Source organism: Turneriella parva DSM 21527 (genome assembly GCF_000266885.1).
GTDB lineage: Bacteria > Spirochaetota > Leptospiria > Turneriellales > Turneriellaceae > Turneriella > Turneriella parva.
This window is the reverse complement of sequence record NC_018020.1, coordinates 4,307,290-4,327,096: the sequence shown is the minus strand read 5'-3', so window position 1 is coordinate 4,327,096 and position 19,807 is coordinate 4,307,290. Positions and strand designations below refer to the sequence as shown.

The 19,807-nt window shown below is 55.2% G+C and carries 16 protein-coding genes and 2 tRNA genes; 13 read left to right on the top strand and 5 right to left on the bottom strand.

Going from position 1 to position 19,807, the window contains the following annotated elements:
- Positions 1-24: 24 nt before the first annotated feature.
- Positions 25-684 carry an HAD family hydrolase gene (locus TURPA_RS20680; RefSeq protein WP_014805218.1) on the top strand — a complete coding sequence of 220 codons (660 nt, stop codon included), beginning with the start codon at positions 25-27 and terminating at the stop codon, positions 682-684.
- 46 nt (positions 685-730) lie between these two features.
- Here TURPA_RS20680 and TURPA_RS20675 read toward each other — a convergent pair whose 3' ends face one another.
- The 3 genes from TURPA_RS20675 to TURPA_RS20665 all read right to left on the bottom strand — a co-directional run bounded on the left by TURPA_RS20675 (position 731) and on the right by TURPA_RS20665 (position 3,750).
- The gene (locus TURPA_RS20675; RefSeq protein WP_014805217.1) at positions 731-1,621 is read right to left on the bottom strand and encodes a glycosyltransferase family protein; all 891 of its coding nucleotides are present in this window, start codon (positions 1,619-1,621) and stop codon (positions 731-733) included.
- Positions 1,622-1,691: 70 nt separating this feature from the next.
- Entirely contained in the window at positions 1,692-2,189 is a 498-nt protein-coding gene (locus TURPA_RS23730; protein WP_014805216.1) for a hypothetical protein, read from the bottom strand.
- A gap of 55 nt (positions 2,190-2,244) precedes the next feature.
- A complete protein-coding gene (locus TURPA_RS20665; protein ID WP_157210610.1) occupies positions 2,245-3,750 on the bottom strand; it encodes a hypothetical protein in 1,506 nt (501 codons plus the stop codon).
- A 223-nt stretch (positions 3,751-3,973) separates the two neighbouring features.
- Here TURPA_RS20665 and TURPA_RS20660 point away from each other — a divergent pair, with 223 nt between their 5' ends.
- The 8 genes from TURPA_RS20660 (at position 3,974) to TURPA_RS20625 (ending at position 9,770) form a co-directional block, all read left to right on the top strand.
- Complete coding sequence (locus TURPA_RS20660; protein ID WP_014805214.1) at positions 3,974-4,381, top strand: response regulator; 408 nt, start codon at positions 3,974-3,976, stop codon at positions 4,379-4,381.
- 3 nt (positions 4,382-4,384) lie between these two features.
- Entirely contained in the window at positions 4,385-5,392 is a 1,008-nt protein-coding gene (locus tag TURPA_RS20655) for a hypothetical protein (RefSeq protein ID WP_014805213.1), read from the top strand.
- Between the two features lie 118 nt (positions 5,393-5,510).
- A complete protein-coding gene (locus TURPA_RS20650) occupies positions 5,511-6,317 on the top strand; it encodes an iron-sulfur cluster assembly scaffold protein (RefSeq protein ID WP_014805212.1) in 807 nt (268 codons plus the stop codon).
- A gap of 50 nt (positions 6,318-6,367) precedes the next feature.
- Positions 6,368-7,252, top strand: a complete 885-nt coding sequence (locus tag TURPA_RS20645) for an alpha/beta hydrolase (protein WP_014805211.1) — start codon at positions 6,368-6,370, stop codon at positions 7,250-7,252.
- A 116-nt stretch (positions 7,253-7,368) separates the two neighbouring features.
- Positions 7,369-7,441 (top strand) — tRNA-Met (locus tag TURPA_RS20640).
- 128 nt (positions 7,442-7,569) lie between these two features.
- A tRNA-Met gene (locus TURPA_RS20635) sits at positions 7,570-7,643 on the top strand.
- A gap of 64 nt (positions 7,644-7,707) precedes the next feature.
- Positions 7,708-9,063, top strand: a complete 1,356-nt coding sequence (locus tag TURPA_RS20630; RefSeq protein ID WP_014805210.1) for an ABC transporter permease — start codon at positions 7,708-7,710, stop codon at positions 9,061-9,063.
- The gene (locus tag TURPA_RS20625) at positions 9,060-9,770 is read left to right on the top strand and encodes an ABC transporter ATP-binding protein (protein WP_014805209.1); all 711 of its coding nucleotides are present in this window, start codon (positions 9,060-9,062) and stop codon (positions 9,768-9,770) included. The genes TURPA_RS20630 and TURPA_RS20625 overlap by 4 nt, the downstream gene beginning before the upstream one ends.
- A gap of 58 nt (positions 9,771-9,828) precedes the next feature.
- Here TURPA_RS20625 and lnt read toward each other — a convergent pair whose 3' ends face one another.
- Positions 9,829-11,457, bottom strand: coding sequence for an apolipoprotein N-acyltransferase (lnt, locus tag TURPA_RS20620; protein ID WP_041948742.1), 1,629 nt, complete (start codon positions 11,455-11,457; stop codon positions 9,829-9,831).
- Entirely contained in the window at positions 11,441-11,926 is a 486-nt protein-coding gene (gene coaD, locus TURPA_RS20615) for a pantetheine-phosphate adenylyltransferase (RefSeq protein ID WP_041948741.1), read from the bottom strand. Before coaD ends, lnt begins: the two co-directional genes overlap by 17 nt.
- Positions 11,927-12,028: 102 nt before the next feature.
- On the opposite strand from coaD, the gene TURPA_RS20610 reads away from it, so the two are divergent.
- The 4 genes from TURPA_RS20610 to TURPA_RS20595 all read left to right on the top strand — a co-directional run bounded on the left by TURPA_RS20610 (position 12,029) and on the right by TURPA_RS20595 (position 19,735).
- Positions 12,029-12,427: a hypothetical protein gene (locus TURPA_RS20610; RefSeq protein WP_014805206.1), complete on the top strand. Its 399-nt coding sequence runs from the start codon at positions 12,029-12,031 to the stop codon at positions 12,425-12,427.
- Positions 12,424-16,992: a DEAD/DEAH box helicase gene (locus TURPA_RS20605; RefSeq protein ID WP_014805205.1), complete on the top strand. Its 4,569-nt coding sequence runs from the start codon at positions 12,424-12,426 to the stop codon at positions 16,990-16,992. The genes TURPA_RS20610 and TURPA_RS20605 overlap by 4 nt, the downstream gene beginning before the upstream one ends.
- A 49-nt stretch (positions 16,993-17,041) precedes the next feature.
- Positions 17,042-18,862, top strand: coding sequence for an OmpA family protein (locus TURPA_RS22400; protein WP_014805204.1), 1,821 nt, complete (start codon positions 17,042-17,044; stop codon positions 18,860-18,862).
- A 102-nt stretch (positions 18,863-18,964) separates the two neighbouring features.
- On the top strand, positions 18,965-19,735 hold the full coding sequence (locus TURPA_RS20595) for a hypothetical protein (protein WP_014805203.1): 771 nt from the start codon (positions 18,965-18,967) through the stop codon (positions 19,733-19,735).
- Positions 19,736-19,807 lie beyond the last annotated feature (72 nt).

Sequence of the window (19,807 nt, the reverse complement as noted above, 5' to 3'; positions counted from 1 at the left end):
CGGCAATTTTGTTGCAGGGCTCAAATGAAGCTTTCGGCGGCCGAACTCATTATCTTTGATTGGGATGGCACGCTCTTTCAGTCGATTGACCTGATACAAGACTCCATCGTCGCTGCCGGCCGTGAAGTGGGTGAGAACATTCCCGTGGCGGTCGCGCGCAGCATCATTGGGCTTGGGCTCAAGGCGGCGCAGAAACAGCTTTTTCCCCATTTTACGGGCGCTGAAACCGATCTTCTTACGCGGTTCCATCGCGCGTACCGCCAGCATTACGAAGCAGGGGAAGGTGAAATTCGCCTCTATGCTGGGGTCACTGAACTCATCGGCCAGCTGCACGCGCAAGGCAAGGTCGTAGCAGTCGCCACCGCCAAAAGCCGCTCCGGTATTGACCGTAGCTTAGATGCCACCGGTCTCAAAATGTTCGTCTCGCATTCGCGCACACCCGAAGAGTGCCGGCCGAAACCCGACCCGCAGATGCTGCACGAGATTCTGAGCGATGCCCGGGTCTCGGCCGACAGGGCCGTAATGATCGGTGATACAACGCACGACCTGCTGATGGCAAAAAATGCCGGTGTGCCTGCAGTGGCGCTTACCCATGGCGCGCATTCGCACGCCGAGCTCAGCGGCATGAGCCCTGTCGCAGTTTGCGATGATATTCAGGCTTTGCGTGCCGTGCTCTGCGGTTAACCCGGCCAATGGGGTATTGCGGGCAACTCACTTGGTTGCACTGGCGCTAAATCTTTTTGTAGTTCTTGTATTCACCGGGCCGGTAGCCCGTCAGTTTTTCAACAACGGCAGATAGTTTCTCTTTCAGGGTGAACCGCGAGCGGCTGATGTCAAAGTCAAACTGCCAGTTCTTCTGCTGAATGCGGTCTTGCATTACCGCCGGGTGCGTGCCTTCAAACCGATAGAGCGAATCGATGTTCGAATAGTCAAATTCAGCGGCCGCCGGTATGTGCTTTTGCATCCAGCTGTCGTCGTGCCAGTATTTGTTGAAAGTCTGTTGCTTCTGCATTTGCGCGGCGGGCGGCTTTACCCAGCCGTAGTGGTAGACGCTCGCGTCGATGCCTTTCACGCAGAGTTTTTCATTCTCATTCTTGCGAAAACCCTGCGCGTCGCGGTAAGAATAAATCTTCAATTGCGGATTTTTCGCGAAATGGGGTGGCCGCACGATGCGAACCTCGCGCCTGTACCACCGCCTCGACGCGCCAATATAGTCGTACGAACCGTAAAAATGGCGGTAGTTGAACAAGAGTCCGTCTACCCGAGGGTCGCTCGCATATTTTTCCATGGCGCCGCTAATCGCGGGATAATCGGCCTCGTGCAGCACTTCATCGCCCTGAATATATATTGCCCAGTCGCCACCCTGAATTGCACTGTAGGCCTTTTGCGTCTCTTCGGCGAGCACGCGGCCACCTTCGCGCAGCGCGTCGTTCCATTCAGTCTCAACGATGCGTATCTTCTGTGGTGCAAGGTTTGCGACCAGTTCTAATGTTGCGTCTTCAGATTTGCCGACGGCAACGACCATTTCATCGACGAGCGGCAGAACCGACAGCACCGCCTCACGAATGGGGTAGTCGAACTTTATCGCATTTCGAATGAACGAGAAACCGGTAATTTTCAAGTTATTTTAGAATTATGGCATGAGAAAAAGCGGCGCCGAAGCGCCGCCCTGTGATCGATCGTTCAGACGATTAATCTTCGTCTTTATCGCCTTTTTTCTTCTTTTTAGATGATTTTTTCTTGGTCTTTTTCTTTGACTCTTTTTTATCTTCTTTGTCGTCGTCTTTCTTGTCAGCCTTTTTCTTTGATTTCTTTTCAGATTTCTTTTCGTCGTCTGCGTCAGCTTTTTCAGCTTTATCTTTTTTCTTCGATTTTTTCGACTTCTTCTCTTTCTTTTCTGCTTTTTCAGATGAGTCGTCGTCTGTAGTCGCTACTTCTTCTTTATCTTTTTTCTTTTTGGTCTTTTTGCCTTCTTTAGCGTCTTTGCTCTGGCCTGGTTTCGCGCGGCAATAGGCCTTAACTTTGTCGCCGTCTTTTTGTTCGTAGCCGCCTACCCAGGTGCATGAATCGTCAGAAGAGCATTCGCTTTGTGACAGACCCTGGCACTGTGATTTAGCAGCCAGGCCGCCGAAGCTTGCAAATACAAGCGTGAGAATAAGCGCATGGCTTATCATAATCAATTTTTTCATAGTGCTCCGACGGGTGGGGTGCCTCACACTTTGTCAAGGCGAAATGCGTTCGGCGTTATTCTTCTTCGCCGATGACGAGGTCTTTTGCATGCAGATCTTCTCGCAGATGAAAAGCCTGTGCTTTGCTGACCGTTTCAGCCATGGGTAAGACCCGGGTCTTGCCCGTGTAGCGAAACTTCTGCACGTATTCTAAATCCGCATCGTCTGGTGCATCTTTCAGCGGCTTTACCGGCGTGACGGGCATGGGCATCGGGTCTGCCGGCACATAGTCGAACTGGTCGAGTGCTTCATCGTGTACAAATTCTTTCTGCGAGGTTTTCGCGCGCGCGCGCTGCTTGAGCGACGAAACGTACGCGACCTTTTGCTCTTTGCTGAGTTCTTTTTCATCGGTCAGCGGCAGGTCGAGTTCGACGCTCACTTCGATTGCCGGTTTGTGGTCACCTTCAATCAGAATCGGATCTTTATAAACCGCCTTCTTGTGCAGCGGCCGCTTCACTGCCGGTACCTGGGGCACGCCTTTGTTACCCGCGGGTGTTTCTGAACCGATCATCGCGCGCTCGCTTTCGGTTCTGATTGCACGCGTCAGGTGCTGAATGTGACCGCCCAACTCGGCGATAACTGCTGCGTCGCGCTCTTTGATCTGCGAGACGAGACCCGCTGCCTTGTCAGAGAGATCAAGCGCCCGTTCGTTCAGCGTCAGGCTCTCGCTGTAGTGCTGCTCTAACCAGCGCCCGCTGCGGTTCTCAAGCACGTGGCCTGCCACTGTGCGCGCGCTCTTGATTTTGGTGAGCGCGAAGATCAAAGCGAAAAGCATCAGCGCGACGACGGTGCCTCTGACAGCGTAAAAGAGATAGCCGGCAAAAGGGTAACAAACGAACAGCTTGAGCCCACCGCTGCTTGCAGAAAGCACGCGCATGCCAGAATGCACACCGTAAGTGGGCGCAATAAATTTCGCGCCCGAGACAAACTGAAAAACCGAATCGGGCAGCGGAGTGCCTTCGGGTACGGCGATCAGATTATTTTCCGCGTCGGTCTGCACGTACAAGAATTCAGAGCTTGCCTGCGACAGCGGAAAGTCATGAAGACGGGTAATATCCCACTCGGCGTCAAAGCTGTAATTGAAGCCGGCGTTGCTGATCGGCACTGTCACGAAGCGCGCAGTGATTTCGCGTCGGGTCTCAGAGATATCGAGTGCGGCGAGCGCGGCCCCATTTTTCTGCAGCACGACCTTGCCCGCGAGAGTGCGCACCCGCCAGGCTTTAAAGGTTGCATTGTTATATTCACTGAAAAGCCGCGCCGCTTCGACGCTGAAGACCGGCGCGAGCGAACTTTCGGGGTCTTTCAGATACGCGGTGACCGCGGGGCTGTTGACGAGCGCCTCGAGATCTGCAGCGCGCTTCTCGTCTTTGACAAACGTGCTGGTGTACGCTTTCCAGTGGTTTACAAGTTCACGGGCATGGCGGTAACCGGGCTCAAAGAGTGCGGTGTCGACAGCGCGGATTGCCAGCTCTGCTGCGGGCTGGTTCTCAAACCAGGCCTGCACGCTCTCCCTGGTCGGCATGCTGGCCGAGCAATCGAGCCTAAGACCGCCGAGAAGGGTAACCACGAGCAAAAAACGCTGATAAAAATGACGTCGCATTCGCTGGCTTACCCGTTTCAGTATCGACTTTTCGACAAGCCAATCTTGAATTTGCCCCACCGCATGAAAGCGCCGCCTCGCGTCACCGCTGAGCCATCTCGAATGTTATCGACCGCACCATTCGCGATTCAAAATCTGCCCTCGAATGGTTCGTGGCTCGCGGTTTCCCAATGGCGATAAAGTGCTGCTCGCAGACGTAGACGAGGGCGATGCGCTGCAATTATCCTCGTTTCTCGAACTCAACGGATTTACCGTGCGCCGGGGGGCCGACATACATGAAGCGATGGAGCATTTTATCAACTTTCAGCCGGGTGTCGTGATCGTCGATGCCAACCTTCCCGCCAAAAGCTGGTTAGAACTCATTCAGAGTATTCGGCGTTACGAAGAAGACCGCGACAGCGATTATCGCAGCATCATTATGGTCACCTCGTCGCGGTATACGGCCGAACTCAGCCAAAAGGCATTGCGTGCCGGCGCGCACGAGATTGTCGGCAAGCCGGTCGACCAGCAGGGCATGCTGCGCAAAATTACCGAACACGCTGCGGTCTATTGATCTATGTTCAGGCTCGCGGCGCTGCTGGTTTGCCTGGCGCCCGCCGCCGTGTTTGCCGCTCAGCCCAAGGGGGCAGCCCCCGACCCGATCGGTGTCTACCGCCAGGTGCCCGACAACCTGATTTCACTCGACCAGAGGCATAAGTTCATCGAGTGGGATTACGGTCTCGATGCCTATTACTCGAGTGTGGGCATGATCATGAACTTTACCGACAAGCCTATTGAAAACGTCGGTGAAGCGAGCGAAACCAATGTCTACAAGAACCTGCTGCTGTCGCCGCTCGTACCCCGCTATGCAATTCTCGAAGCGAGCGTGAACCCGATGCCGGTTGCCGGCGTCGTCGTGCGCGAACATGCGTTCGACTTTTACCAGCGGGCGCAGGTCGGTGGCGAAAGCTTTAACCTGATACGTTCTGCGACCCGCGGCTTTCAGGAGCCTTACGCCGTGTCTCTTTTTCTCGGCAGAGTTGTACGCTACCAGCCTCTCGCACGCACGCCCGAAGAAAAAGAGAAAAATAAAAAATCAGGCTATCAAAGTTCGCTCGGCTACACGGGTTACCTCGTTAGCTACGGTTCGCACCACATCAAAGACAACGAACTTTATGACGACCATTGGGTTGAGCTCGAATGGAAAGTGAAGGGTGACCAGCTATTCACGCTGCAGAAAATGCAGTGGAACTACCGCATTGGCGTTAAGCTGCATAACAACCCCTTTATTTCTGACGTCGCATTCATCGGCTTCAAACGCAACCGGCTCGACTACACCGCCGACGCGTGGGATTTTCTTGCCAACAGCGGTTTTGAGTACCGTATCGATTTCAAAATCGGCAACCTGAAGCCCGTGCGGCAATACTTCGAAGTTAACAAGAAGTGGCCCGTTAAGCGTCTCGCGGCCTTTGCCGTCGCGCTCGGTTTCACCTGGGAATCTGACAGCCTCTACTCAGGGCCGCTCGACAGCTATCCCGGCGGTGAGAATTTTCAGGTGCTGCTGCGCCCAAACGTCGAATTCTGAAATTCAGGCCTTGCCCAAAAGGGCTCTGCGGCAGGTCGCCATATCTGAAAATTCACGACCTGCCGCTGAGCTCCCTAAACTTTGGGCAATAGGGAAAATTTTACTTATCTTCAGAGCGATGAACTTTGAGAAGTTTAATGCTTTGGTCGAAGGGCGGGTCAACTATGGCGAGCTCGAAACCGCTTCGGTGGTATCAGAGTACAAGAACATTGGCTGCGGTGACGGTTATCGGCTTTATCTCGAAATCGAGGGCGATACGATACGCGATGCGCGCTATACAACCACGGGTTGCAGCTTCTCGCTGGCATCGCTTGCGATCATCTGCGACCTGGCAAAGGGTAAAACTCTGGCAGAGGCGCGGGCCATTAGCCCCGAAGAGCTTGAGCCCGCGATCGAGGGCTACCCTGAGAAGCGCAAGAACTATGCGGTGACAGCCGTGCAGGCGCTGCAAAAAGCCGTGCGCGATTTCGAAGAGCAGACAGGTCTCAAAGGCGAGCAGGTCATCAGCCGCGATAAGACGTTGGAGCACCTGAAAGCCTCTGGCCATTTGCGGGGCCTGAACCTCAACTCCGTTATGCTCGATAAACTCGACCTTAAGGGTGTAGATTTCTCAGGGGCGAATCTGCAGCACGCCTTTCTGCGGGGCAGCGATCTTACCGGCGCGAACTTTTCGGGCGCAAACCTGCGCGGCGCCTTCTTGAACGACTGCGTGCTCGAGGGCACAAACTTCGAAAACGCCGACCTTCGCTTTGCAAAACTTCTCGGCGCAAAGATCGGCACCTGCAACTTTCTGAATGCCCTCTACGACATCGGTACACGGGTCGACACCAAGAACATGCATATCTTCGAGAGTATGCAGCAAAAAGGCAAAGAAATCTATTTGAAGAGTTCGCCCGACGCAGCGCCGAATCTCGTGAACGCGTGAAATCCCCGCTGGCTTGACGGCGGCGTCACAAACACGTTCAAGGCTTTCGCATGAAAAAAATCAAAGTTTCTTTTGCAAGCGCTGACGGCGCGTGCGCCGCAGACCTTTACCTTCCCGAGTCGGACAAGAAATTACCTGTGATTATCATGGCGCATGGTTTCGGCGCCGAACGCACGTGGAAGCTGCCCGACTTTGCCTCGCGCTTTGCCGCCGCCGGGCTCGCGGTGCTGCTCTTTGACTACCGCAACTTTGGCGAAAGCCCGGGCGATCTGCGGCAGTGGGTCTCACCCTCGCGCCACCGTGAAGACTACAAAGCCGCAATCGAGTACGCTCGCCGCCGCGCAGAGATCGACCCCGACCGCGTTTGTCTCTGGGGCGCATCTCTGAGTGGTGGTAACGCGCTCATGGTCGCAGCCGATGACGAAAAGATTGCGGCACTCAGCTGTCTTGTACCGTTTTTTGACGCCTGGGCGGTGATGCAGCGCATGCCGGTCGTGGGCCTTTTGCCCGTGACAGCCATGGCGATCGCCGATTGGGCAGCGTCGCTTTTCGGCCAGAGCGTGACAATGCAGCTCGCGGGCGACCCGGGTGAATTTGCTTTTCTCACCTTTCCCGGGTGGAAATCAGGAATTCTGGACAGCGTGCCCGCGGGTTCGTCATGGCAAAATCGTTTGCCTGCGCGCATCGCTCTCGAGCTGCCGCTGCACCGCCCGACGCTCGTTGCCGATCGCGTAAAATGCCCGACGCTGATTCAATATGGCAAGCGCGACGAGGGCATTCCCGTGCAATCGGTGCTCGACACAGCCAAAAAAATCGCGCATGCCGAAATCGAAGAATATTCGATGGGCCACATTCAGCCGTTTAAAGAACCGTGGTTCAGCAAGATCGCAGCAAAACAGGCGGATTTTTTTGCGAAACACCTATTGGCTACTTAATTAGAGTCTCGATTCACCCACCCGAGAGCTCGCGCAGCGAGTTCGTAATCGGCTGCATCTTTCTAAGTATAAATTGATTGTCAGCCTGTCTCGAGCCCATGATTCTACCGCAATACCGCGCGGTAGAGCAGTTGGTAGCTCGTTGGGCTCATAACCCAAAGGTCGCAGGTTCAAGTCCTGCCCGCGCTAAATTGCACTATCAAACGGGGGGCACATGCCCCCCGTTTGATAGTGCTGAAGCGTAAGTCGGCATTGGCTGAATGGCTCGTAGCACCGGAAGCGGAGCTACGTCGCCTCGTGGCCGATGGCGGCCACGAGGCGACGTAGCTCAGTTGGTTAGAGCGATGGAATCATAATCCACAGGTCCGGGGTTCGAATCCCTGCGTCGCTACATTCATTGCTGTTCATAAGTGCTGTGCGCGCTCAGTCGAAGCTCAACGCTAGCCTACATTCCCATGCAAGATCGCAATTCAAAACTGGAGCGCCTGAAACTCGCGCTCTCGATCAGCTATCGGTATTCCCGCGGCAAAAGCCGGTTTTTTCTGAGCATGAATGCTCTTCTCGCGTTTGTCGGCGTATTCGTCGGCACAAGCCTGCTCGTTGTTGTCATGTCGATTTTCGGCGGTTTTCAGGCGCAATTGAAGAAGAGCATCTTTCAGTTTGACCCGCACATTATTCTGACCGTCGACCGCATCACCGGCGGTGAAAAAATTCCGGCGTGGCAAAAATGGAAAGAGCGTCTCGCTGCAGACCTCGGCACCGACGTCGAATCGGTCGAGGGCAATATTCAGTCACCCGCGATATTTCGGCGCCGCAAGTTTCTCGACCATGTGTTCGTGCGCGGCATTGACTTTGAACTCGATACAAAGGCCGCGATGTACAACCTGCCCGATTACTTTCCCGAAATTGTCGAACCACAGAACCAGCGCCGCATACCCACAGGCGACTATGCAATTATCGGGCGCGAGATGGCATTAAACCTTGGCCTGAGCGTCGGCGACAGCATTGAGCTGATTGTTCCCCGCGGCCAGTTCAGTCTGCAGACGGGCGTCACGCCTTCGATTCGCTCATTCAAGATCGGCGCTCTTTTCAAGACGGGGCACTACAACTACGATACCAAGGTCGTGGTTCTGTCGCTGGGTACGGCGCAAAACCTGTATGCTTTGCCCGACGCCGTGCAGCAGATTGCCGTACGCGTAAAAGATACCGATGGCCTCGCGCGCATGCGCAAGAAAGTTGCGCGCAGCTGGCCATACACGATACGCACCATTGAAGATGAACAGCGAAATTTTTTCGCCGCGCTGCGGCTTGAAAAAACCATCATGATCGTGATTGTTTTTCTTTTTATTATCGCAGCGATGGTGGGTATTGTCATCGCCACGTTCAATATCGTCAGGGCGCACCGGCGCGATATCGGCATCATGAAATCACTCGGCTTTTCGCGGCAGCATATGCTGATCATATTTGCCGTCACCGGCATGGCAATGGGTGTGCTAGGTTCTGTCTCGGGTATATTTGCCGGCGTGGGTCTGGCGGTGAATCTCGAAAACATCCTGCATGGTTTCGAGAACGTTATAAATCCTATTGGCAAATTTTATGCCGAGAATATCAGCCATAACCTCTGGAGCGATGTACGCCTGATACCGCGCGATGTGTATTACTTTGATCACTTGCCGATCGACATCGATTGGGCGCTGCTGCGCGTTTTGGGATACGTGTCAGTCTTGCTTTCGGTACTCGCATCGATTATACCCGCGCGCAAGGCGGCGCAGCTTGAACCGATCGACATCATTCGCAAGGCGGAGCTATGAACGACATGCAAAATGCGACGCACGCAGGCATTCTCGAAGTCACCGACCTCAGCAAAACCTACCGTGACGGCGAAGTGCTCGCCGAAGTTCTGAAAGGTATTTCGTTTAGCGTTGCACCCGGCGAATTCGTCGCGATTCAGGGCCCGTCGGGTGCCGGTAAGAGTACTCTGCTCAATCTGCTCGGTGCTCTCGACAAACCCGATACCGGGCGCATCGTCGTCGACGGCCTTGAGCTGACGGCAGACATCAAGAATGAGCGGGTCGAACGTTTTCGCCGTGACAAAATCGGCTTTATTTTCCAAAACCACTATCTCATGCAAGAGTTCACCGTGCTCGAAAATGTGATGCTACCGCTCAGGGTTCAGGGATTCACCACTGCGGCGGCGAAAGAGAAGGCCGCGCATGCTTTAGAACGAATCGGCCTCGGCCACCGCATGCATCATTTTCCCTCGCAGATTTCGGGCGGCGAAAGCCAGCGGGTTGCGGTCGCGCGCGCGGTCGTGAAGAATCCGGCGCTGATTCTGGCAGATGAGCCGACAGGTAACCTCGACAGCGAAAACAGAGAGCGCTTTATCGGCGTCTTGAACGCACTGCAGGCCGAAGATAAGCTCACGATCATTGTCGTGACGCACGAGTCAGAGCTTGCTATGGCGGCATCGCGCCGCCTGCACATGAAAGACGGCAAAATCGACTGGCCGGTCGGCTAGCTGCCACTAAAAAGTCGCGAACCGCACTGAATCGCGATTTTGCGTAATCCTACGTCGACTATTTCTTGTTTCTGCGAAACCAGATCAAGAGTACCGCGAGTACGAGGTAAACATAGAGCGGCAGATTGCCGGCAATTGCGAAAAGCGTCACCGTCCGCGGCATCGCCGGCACCGAATAGACCTGATTCACGCGTTCAAACATGGGGGTTTCGCCCGAAACTACGCCGGTCGAGGCGATGTACGCGCTGATGCCTGAATTTGTTGCGCGCACTATCGGCAGCCGAAGTTCAATCGCCCGCATCACGCCGAGCGTCATGTGCTGCAGGCTTTCAACCGATTTGCCAAACCACGCATCGTTCGTAATGTTGATGATGAACTGCGCCTCTTTCATCGTCTTGTTGTCGAAACCGCGCGCATATTCGGGCAAAATAACTTCATAACAGATAAGCGGCATTGCCTTGACATTGCCCGCGCCTGAGGATATATTAAAGAGCGAATATCTTTTGCCGTGCGAAAAGTCTGACACTGCGGGAAATAGATTCTTCAATACCGGAAAAGTATCGCCGAGCGGCATGAATTCACCAAAAGGCAACAGAAAATTTTTCTGGTAGTTGTTGAGCGGCGTACCCTCGGCGTTCAGATGCCACATGTTCGAATAATCACGGCGCTGCGCCGCTTCGTGAAGAATGTCGTTGATAATGAGCGGAGTCTGCGTCGACCGCTGCAGATCATTGATTGCAGCCCGCAGGGTTTCTGAGCGTTCAAATTCCATCGCGGGTATTGAGCTCTCAGGCCAGACGACGAGGTCGGGGCGGCGCCCGGCTGCTGCCGCATCTGCCACGAGCTTTTGCGTCTGGCCCAGCATGCGCGTAATGATGTACGGCCGTTCGTGGTAACTCGTAATCAGCGGCACGTTACCCTGTGGAACACCCACCAGAATCTTGGGTGCGGCCTGCTCCCGGTCGGCGAAATCTGCGACGCGTACTGCGCCATAGAGATGAATAAGAATGAGCGCCGCAGCAAAAAACTGTAACGCCCGATTCTGCCGCACAAATGAGAGTATTGCGGGGCGCTTGCCTGCGAAAAAATCCTTCGCCGCGAGGTAGAGCAGATATTGCAGCAGCACCCAAAGCACTGAAAGGCCGCGTGTGCCAATCAGATCGGCGGCCTGCGCAAACCAAAGGTCGCCGCTGACGATGTTGCCGCCATGCCAGGGAAACAGCTGCCAGCCAACGAGCTCGCAAATCGCAAACGCTGCGGGTACAGCCGCGATTTTCTTGCCATTGGTGTTGAACAGGTCGGTGCGGCGCTGCATGAAGCGCAAAAAAAAGAAAAACAGCAGCATCTTGCCGCCGGTACCCAGCGAATAGAGCAGAAAAAGAGGAAACGCAGCAGCGGTGGGCATCATACCATAGACCGCGATGGTGTGCATGATCCAATGGTAGCCAATGAGGTTGAGAATAAGCGTGAAGACTGCCCAGAGAGCAAAGAGTCGTCTGGTTGTCGGCGCAAAGTGTTCAAACAGGTAGAAAAGGGGCAGCAGAGAGATAAATCCTAATGGAAAAAGATTGTATGGTACAAACGAGAGCGACGTGAGAATCGCAGAACCTGCCACCAGCGCATAGACCATGCGTTTGTTATCGCCGCCCGCCGGGCGCGCGGCTGGCTTCTTAGCCATGGTTGCCATGAACCTTTTTCATGCGTTCGAGCACAATCGCCGGCACCTGGTCGGCAATGTTGCCGCCGAAATGCGCAACCTCTTTGACGATGGTGCTCGAGATAAATGAGTTATCGGACGCGGCCATCAGAAATATAGTTTCGAGATCGGGCAATAGCTTTCGGTTCATCAGAAAGATGGCATGTTCATAATCGAAATCAGAGACTGCGCGCAGGCCGCGAATGACGATGCGTGTGTTGTGCGCGCGGCAAAAATCTACCAGCAGCCCTTCGAAAGTCTGCACCTTCACCTGCGGATAATCTTTGAGCACTTCTTGAATAATTTCAACGCGCTCGTCGGGTGAGAAGAGGCTCTTTTTCGATGTATTCTTTAAGACAGCGATTGTCAGCGTATCGACGAAGCGTATCGACCTTTCGACGATGTCGAGGTGACCATTGGTAAACGGGTCGAAGCTACCGGGGTAGACTGCTGATTTCACGCTGTACACATAGCGATGTCTGAGGGGGTGTAAAGTTTTTACCAGTACGACCCGCAGCCCGTAAACCGGTTTACAGCTGATGGCGCAGCATGGGGCTTAGCTGTGCCGCAACTTGTGCGCCCGGGTCTGATTTTGGTGTTGTTTGTGTCGATCTGCTTTGCCTGCCGCGACACCAAAGAACCGAAGATTCAATTTGATGCGAAGACAGGCCGCGTCAAAATACAATACGGCACCGAAAGGCTGATCGATTCTGTCGTGGCTAAACCGCAGCTGCAGTCGATCGACCATGTAAAGTTGGGGCGTGTCTGGCTTGTGAAATTTTCGCGCAGCGACAGTTGCCCGTCTGAATACATTGCGCTGCTGCCAGAAGGCCGCACGAGCGAGATTTTCGGCAATTGCAATGATATAGCCGAGATACGCCACGAGCCAGAATACGTCTCGCTGCTTTTTGCCGAAGATGCAGAGACGCAGCGGGCTGCCGAAAAAGTGAATCTGCAATGAACGACGCCGTTTTGCAGAATTTTCACCCTGCCGTGCAGAAATGGTTCGCCGATTCGCTGGGTCAACCAACGCCGATTCAGGCACAAGCCTGGCAGGCACTCGCGACGCGCCAGCACGCAGTCATCAGTGCGCCCACCGGCGAAGGCAAAACACTCGCGGCATTTCTCGCAGTTATTGATGCACTTGTCAAACAACGAATTCGCCGCCAGCAGAATGGGCATCTTGAAGTACCGGCAGAAAACACGCGGGCAACGCGTGTGCTCTATGTCTCACCTTTAAAGGCGCTTTCGAACGACATAGAAAAGAATCTGCAGCTGCCCCTTGCCGGTATTCAACGCGAGCTCAAAGCAGCGGGCATCGAAACCGACGACATTCACGCGATGGTACGAACAGGCGACACTTCGCCTGCCGAGCGTGCGAAGCTTGTGCGCCTGAGGCCCGAAATCGTCGTCACAACCCCCGAGTCGCTCTACCTGATGCTCACGAGCGTCTCGGGCCGCCAGATGCTCGAGACCGTCGAAACGGTCATTGTCGACGAAATTCATGCCCTTGCCGGTTCGCGCAGAGGATCTCATCTTCTTCTGTCTCTGGCGCGCCTCGAGAGTCTCTGCGCGGCACGCCGTGAACGCGATGGCCTGGCCAATGCCGGTGATTTTCTGCAGCGCATCGCAGTATCTGCGACAGTGAAACCCATTGAGGCAGTCGCCAGATTTCTCGTTGGCGATCAGCCGGTGGCTCTCTGCCGCGACACGCGGCCTCGCCAGTTCGATATTCGTATGCTGTTGCCTTCGCAGCCCTTAACGGCGGTGATGAGCGGCGAAATGTGGCAAGAGATCTATCTTGAGCTGGCGAAAGAAATTCAGAAACACCGCACGACGCTTATCTTCGTCAACAACCGCCGCCTCTGCGAGCGCCTTGCCCGGCACCTGACCGAATTACTCGAAGGCGAAAGTGTCTCCGCACACCATGGTTTGCCCCCAGAGGGCGTCCATGCCGGGGCAAACCTCGGTGCGTCCGTGCACCATGGATTGCCCCCAGAGGGCGTCCATGCCGGGGCAAACCTCGGTGCGTCCGTGCACCATGGATTGCCCCCAGAGGGCGTCCATGCCGGGGCAAACCTCGGTGCGTCCGTGCACCATGGATTGCCCTCAGACGGCGTCTCTGCCGGGGCAAACCCAGGTGTCTCCGCACACCATGGATCACTCTCCCATTCTCAGCGGCTTCGGGGTGAGACCCTGCTGAAAGAGGGCAAGCTCAAGGTCATGGTGGCGACGAGTTCGCTCGAGCTGGGGCTCGACATTGGCACAATTGACCTCGTGGTGCAGATATCTTCGCCGCGCTCGATTCATGCCTTTATTCAGCGCGCGGGTCGTTCAGAGCACCATAAGAACGGCACGTCGCGCGCTCTGCTCGTGCCGCTGACGCGCGACGACCTATCAGAGTGCGTGGCGCTTGTGCGGGCACTGCGGCAAGGGGCTCTTGAGTCGCTCGAACTGGCAACACCGGCTCTCGATATTCTGGCGCAGCAGATTGTCGCAGAGGTGGCGATGCGCGACATTGGCGCAGACGAGCTTTTTGCGCTGGTCGTGCGCGAAGCGCAGTGGCAAAATCTGGCCCGAAGCGATTTTGATGCGGTGCTTGAAATGCTGAATGACGGTTATTCGCTGAGGTTCGGTCGGCGTTCGCGCTATATCTTCTACGATAAAACAGACAGAGTACTGCGCGCAAGACCGGGAGCGCGCATTACGGCGGCGCTGAACGGTGGCGCGATACCCGAAAATTTTGAATACGAAGTCATCGACGAAAGTTCGTCAGGGCCTCTCTCGCATGTTGCGGGCGCGCCTGAGAATAGGGCGCACGGTGGCGCTTTTGTCGGCACGGTACACGAAGACTTTGCGATTGAATCTTCGCAGGGCGACGTATTTCAGCTCGGTAACCGGTTGTGGCAGATTCGCCAGATTTCGGGAAACCGCGTTTCGGTTGTGCACGCTCCCGACAAGCACCCAACGATTCCATTCTGGATAGTTGACGTGCCCGGTAGAACCGATGCGCTCAGCGACGCATTAAGTACCATGCACGAACTTTTCAATGGCCTCGGCGACCCTAATGAGTTCGTCAGGCAAATCTCGGCCGAGACGGGGTTGCCAAGTGCCGTCATTGGCCAGCTGGCCGATTATTACCGCGAAACGCAGGCGAGTCTCGGCTTGTTGCCGACGAAGTCGACAGTTGTACTCGAGCGTTTTTTTGACGAAGTCAAGAACTGCCATATTGTTTTGCATTCTGTCTTTGGCGCGCAGGTCAACCGCGCATGGGGCCTGGCGCTCAGAAAGCGGTTTTGCCGGCAGTTCAATTTTGAATTGCAGGCTGCGGCAAACGACAATGCGATTATACTTTCGCTGAGCCACACGCATAGCTTTCACCTGCCTGAAGTTTTCAGCTACCTGAAGTCTGTCACCGCTGAGCAAGTGCTGATACAGGCGCTGCTCGACGCCCCCATGTTCGAGGTGCGCTGGCGCTGGAACGCCTCACGCGCACTCGCAATCTTGAGGCGCAGCACGCGCGGCAAGGTGCCTGCACAGTGGCAGAAAAGCGGGGCGCAAGATCTGGTGGCGCTGCTCTTTCCCGACCAGATTGCCTGCGCTGAAAACCTGAGCGGACCGCGTGCGATACCCGATCATCCGCTGGTGAAACAGACGGTAAGCGACTGTCTTCACGAAGCCATGGACGCCAAAGGGTTCGTGCAGGTGCTGCAGAGAATTGAATCGGGTGATATTCGCACCATCTATACCGACAGCGCCACGCCTTCGCCGCTCGCACATGAGATTATCAATGCCCGCCCGTATGCGTTTCTCGACGACGCACCGTTAGAAGAGAGAAGAACCCGCGCGGTGTACACGGAGGTACCGGGGGCGCGCCTGCCACGGACGGCCTCTTGCCCCGTACGTATTGACACTGAAGCGAGGCAGGGCGATGAAATCAGCGATGACACAATCGCAGCGGTTAAAGCCGAAACTCTCTACCCGGCGCGCAATGAAAATGAACTCTATGACCTCATCACGCAATTCGCGCTGGTACCTGAAGCCGAAGTCGCAGAACTCGGCGGCGATGCCGACCTGCACGCGCTTGTCTCTCGTGGCAAGGTATTTCGTTTTCCCTCACCCCCAGCCCCTCTCCACAAAGTGGAGAGGGGAGCGAATACAGATTCTTCTGATTCGAAAGAGACTCAGCTTTCTCCCCCCTCTCCATTAAATGGAGAGGGGAGTCGGGGGGGTGAGGCTTACTTCATCTCCGCAGACAAGGCCGAACTCATCAGCGCGGTTTATACACAAATAGATAGCGAAGACGAAGTTGCAGCACAGCGCCGCATGAGTGGCATAGAGACAATTCTGCTCGCACACCTGGAACTTCTCGGGCCGCTGACCGCAGAGAGTCTTGCCGCAAGGCTCGCGTTGCCCATTACCCGCGTCACGCTCGCGCTCTCGGGTCTCGAAGCGCAGGGCAGTGCGTTTGTGTTACACCGCAATGGCCTTACACTCTATGTGGAGCGCACTTTTTACCAGAGGCTGCAGCACTATGGCAGGCGGCGCTCGGTGCAGAAGCGGCTAAGCCCGCTGGAATATCTTGCGTTTCTCGCCGAATGGCAGCACGTCAGCGAACCGCTTACCGGGCCAGAATCGCTTGCGAAGATTTTGCGGCAGCTGCAGGGGGCCGAGCTTTCGCTCGACGAATGGAACAGCGCGCTGCGTCTGCGTATCACCGACTATAACGAGCGCATGCTCGAAGACCACCTGCTTTCAGGCGAGTTCTTCTGGTGGCGCGCGCCAGGTGCTGCGGGCAAAAGCATCACCCGCAAGACTCGCTACATGCTGCTTTCGCGTGACTTATGGCATGAACTCGGGCCGCTCTCGAACACAGGCGCAGAGCTTTCAGTCGACGCGCGCCGTGTGCGAGACTATCTCGAACGTAATGGGGCTTCATTCGTGCACGACATTCACACGGGCAGGCCGGGTGAGGCCCAGCCAAAAATTTTTACCGAACAGACGCTGCGCGGGCTTCGCGAACTGGTCGCGCAGGGGCTCGTGACCTCTGACCAATTCTTTGCTTTGCGCCGCCTCGCGCCGGCTGCAGCGCAGCGCGGGCGCCTGGCAATAAGGCGAATGCAACCCCAGTTTCCGCACGGCAGATTCTCGCTCGTGCGGTTCAATAGCAGCGATGCGCCAGCTGATGAAGATGCGCGCCTTGCTGCGATTGCGCGTTTGCTGCTCAGCCGTCACGGTGTCGTGTACCGATACGCAGCCGAAAATGACTTCTTCAAAGCTCCCTGGCCCCGGCTCGTGCGCACGCTGCGCCTCATGGAGATGGCTGGTCATGTCAGATCGGGCCGGTTCATCGACGGTCTCTGGGGCGAGCAGTTTGCGACACCGACAGCGGCAGCGATGATTTCACAGGGCATTGGCGGTACATATAAAGACGTAACTCAACAAGATCCGATCGCTCAGGTGCGGCAGAGTCTGCAAAAATTAGGAGCTCTGGCGTACTCAGGTACCGTCGCGTTGCCTGCATAATTTTTTTGTTGGATTATCGGCCTCTTTTTCGTCGAGACTATCTATAGTCATGAAAAACTCAGCTCTGCTTCTCGCATTATCATTGGCCTCATTTGGCGCATTGGACGCGGCACCGCCCAAAACCGACGTGGTGATTGAAACCGTCGATTCGGTTTTGCTGCACGTCGAATACGTCACCGAAAATGACAAGGCTTCGGTTGTCGATGTGAAAGCTGCGATATTTCCCGCTGCACTCTGCGAAGCAAAAGAGCTGCCGAAATACTTGCCCAAGGGAAAATTTACCGGGGCCGTAAAGCTTTCGACTGGGGATTGCAGCTATATCGGCAAACCTTTCGTGACGCGTTCGTTGACGCTCGCCCCGACCGATATCAAGAAACGTTATGACACGGCGCTCTTGACTCTGACAAAAAGCGGCGAAAAAAAGCAGTTGCCGTTTTACGAAAAGACGGGCAAAGACGTGCGGGGGTTCGATTTCACTGCGCCCCCGATCGAAGTTGCAGGCGAGGCCCCCATTCTCGGTGTGCGTAAGTTCGCAAAAGACGAAACAATGGACACTATGCAGACTGTCGATATCGGCGGTGACCGCAAGACACTTTTTCCCGATCTGAACCCTTGGCATAAATGGAACACGCTCGATCCGCGTATCAGCCTCTACTACACACCTCTCTTGCCTACGGGCGATATCAGTATTTTGAAATTCGGTGTCGTCGGCTTTACTGTTGAAAATTCAATCGCCGTACCTGAACTCAAATTTTTACCGCTAAAAAAATATAGCTTGCGTCTGCGCGGCGGTATCAATGCCGGTTTTCACAGTTTCACACAAGACCTTTTTCAGAACGGTGAGGCAGTCAGCACAGGTAGCATCACGCTGATTCCCGTGCTCGCGCAACTCACTCTCTTTTATGATCTGAGGCCAAAGGGCTGGGGTATGACGATTTCGCCGTTCTTTCGTCTCGCCGACGGCATCATTTTCAGTTCGGTCAGCACCGCGGTCAAGCCCGCGTACACCTCGCTATTGGCTGCGGGCGCTGAAAGTTCTCGCTCCGGCAGCTACATCGGGCATGGTTTTGCGGCTGCGCTCGGCGTTGAAGTTCGACCCGACAAATGGCCGGTCGCATTTTCTGTCGACGGCGGCTACCTGAATCACTCACAGGATATCAGCGGGCAATACTTCATGTTTAATGTCGGGGCTTCATGGCACTATGCGGTGAAACCACCCGAGCCGAAGATGATTCCGATTCAGTATCTCGGTAACAAGAGCGTGATGCTGAGCCTCAAGGGCACAGTGCGAACCCCCGACGGCAAGACGCTGACGGGCGCTACAATCAAACTGAAGGCGAAAGGCAGCACCGCAGTCGTGAAGCAGGTCGACTCGAACGACAAAGGTCAATACGCGATGGAGATCGAACCCGGCCTCGACTACACGCTCGACGCGCATAAAGATGGCTACGCGAATGCGAACGTCGAATTGCCTCTCATGTCGAACGACAAAAAGACCAAAGACCAGGATTTCATACTTGCTGAGCTAACTTACTCCCTCGAAGGTGTGAACTTCAAGCCAGACTCAGACCAGCTGATCAAGGGCGCCGACAAAGCGATTCTTGAACTCATCAAATTCTTGCAGGCGAACCCAGAAATTCGCATCGAAATCGGTGGCCACACCGCAGCGGCCGGCACCGACGACGACAGCTCGCGCGCCTTGTCTAAGAAGCGTGCCGAGGCTGTGCGTAAGTTTATCATTGCTAAGGGCATTAACGGTGATCGCCTGACCTCAGTGGGATATGGCGGCTCGAAACCCATTGCCGACGGCAAAACTGATGCCGGTGCTAAACTGAACCGGCGCGTTGAGGTGCGTATTCTCGTAGAATAGTGGCACTCTAGGGCAGGGCGGGCGCATTTAAATTGCGCCAGCAGCTGCCGCGATTGACAGCAATGGTCGCGACAAGGTGCCCATGCGCAGATCAGCAAACTTATGAAAATCAACCGAGCAGTCAAACCCCGTTTCGCTAAAGCCACCATTTTGCTTTTTTTCTTCGCAGGCTTCGGCGCCTGCAATATTGAAGTCGGCAACCCTGATACCGGTGAAGCGCCGGTGCCGCTGACACGCCGCCTGAACGTTTCTGTTATTGGCGGTGAACCTTGCCAAAACACCTCGGACGACAGCTGCATTGCTGCCCCCATTAACGTCGGTGGCGCTCATCTTGCACTGCGCTATGAAGTGACTTCTGTGTCGCTCAGCCTTGCCAGCACGCAATTCAAGCCACAGCCCGCCGAGGGCACACGAACAAACCTGAGCCTGTTGAAGGAGGCAACGATTGAAATGCAGTCAACCGACCTGTCACAGGCTGGTGGCACGCTCGCTCTGGCTTTCGAGCCTGCGGTTAAGGGCGATGCCGTTTTGCAGATGAAAGGGTATATAACCGGCGAGCTGGCCGGAGTCAAGCTACGGCTGCCGATGACTATTGAAGAGGGTGATCCATTGTTGGCAGAAAGCGAGACGAGCGGCAGTGCCCCTCTCGCCGGTGTGACTTTCGATGCCAACCAGTGGCTCGATTTCACCGACCAGCCATTGTCTGGCAAACAGCTGCTCGAAGGTCTCACCAGTGGGGCCTGCCAGACGCTTGAATCGAAATCATGCAGCCGCTACACTTCTCAGGTGTCGAGGGTCATTGCCAATAAGGTGATGCGCTCAATGGGCACTGTCAGACAAGCACCGAAAAACTCTCCCAAACAGCGACGCTGATTCAGGTAATCGCCTGATTCTTGTACTCTAAAGAGTACAAGAAATTTGCTCGCCTGTGTTTTTTCATGTCGT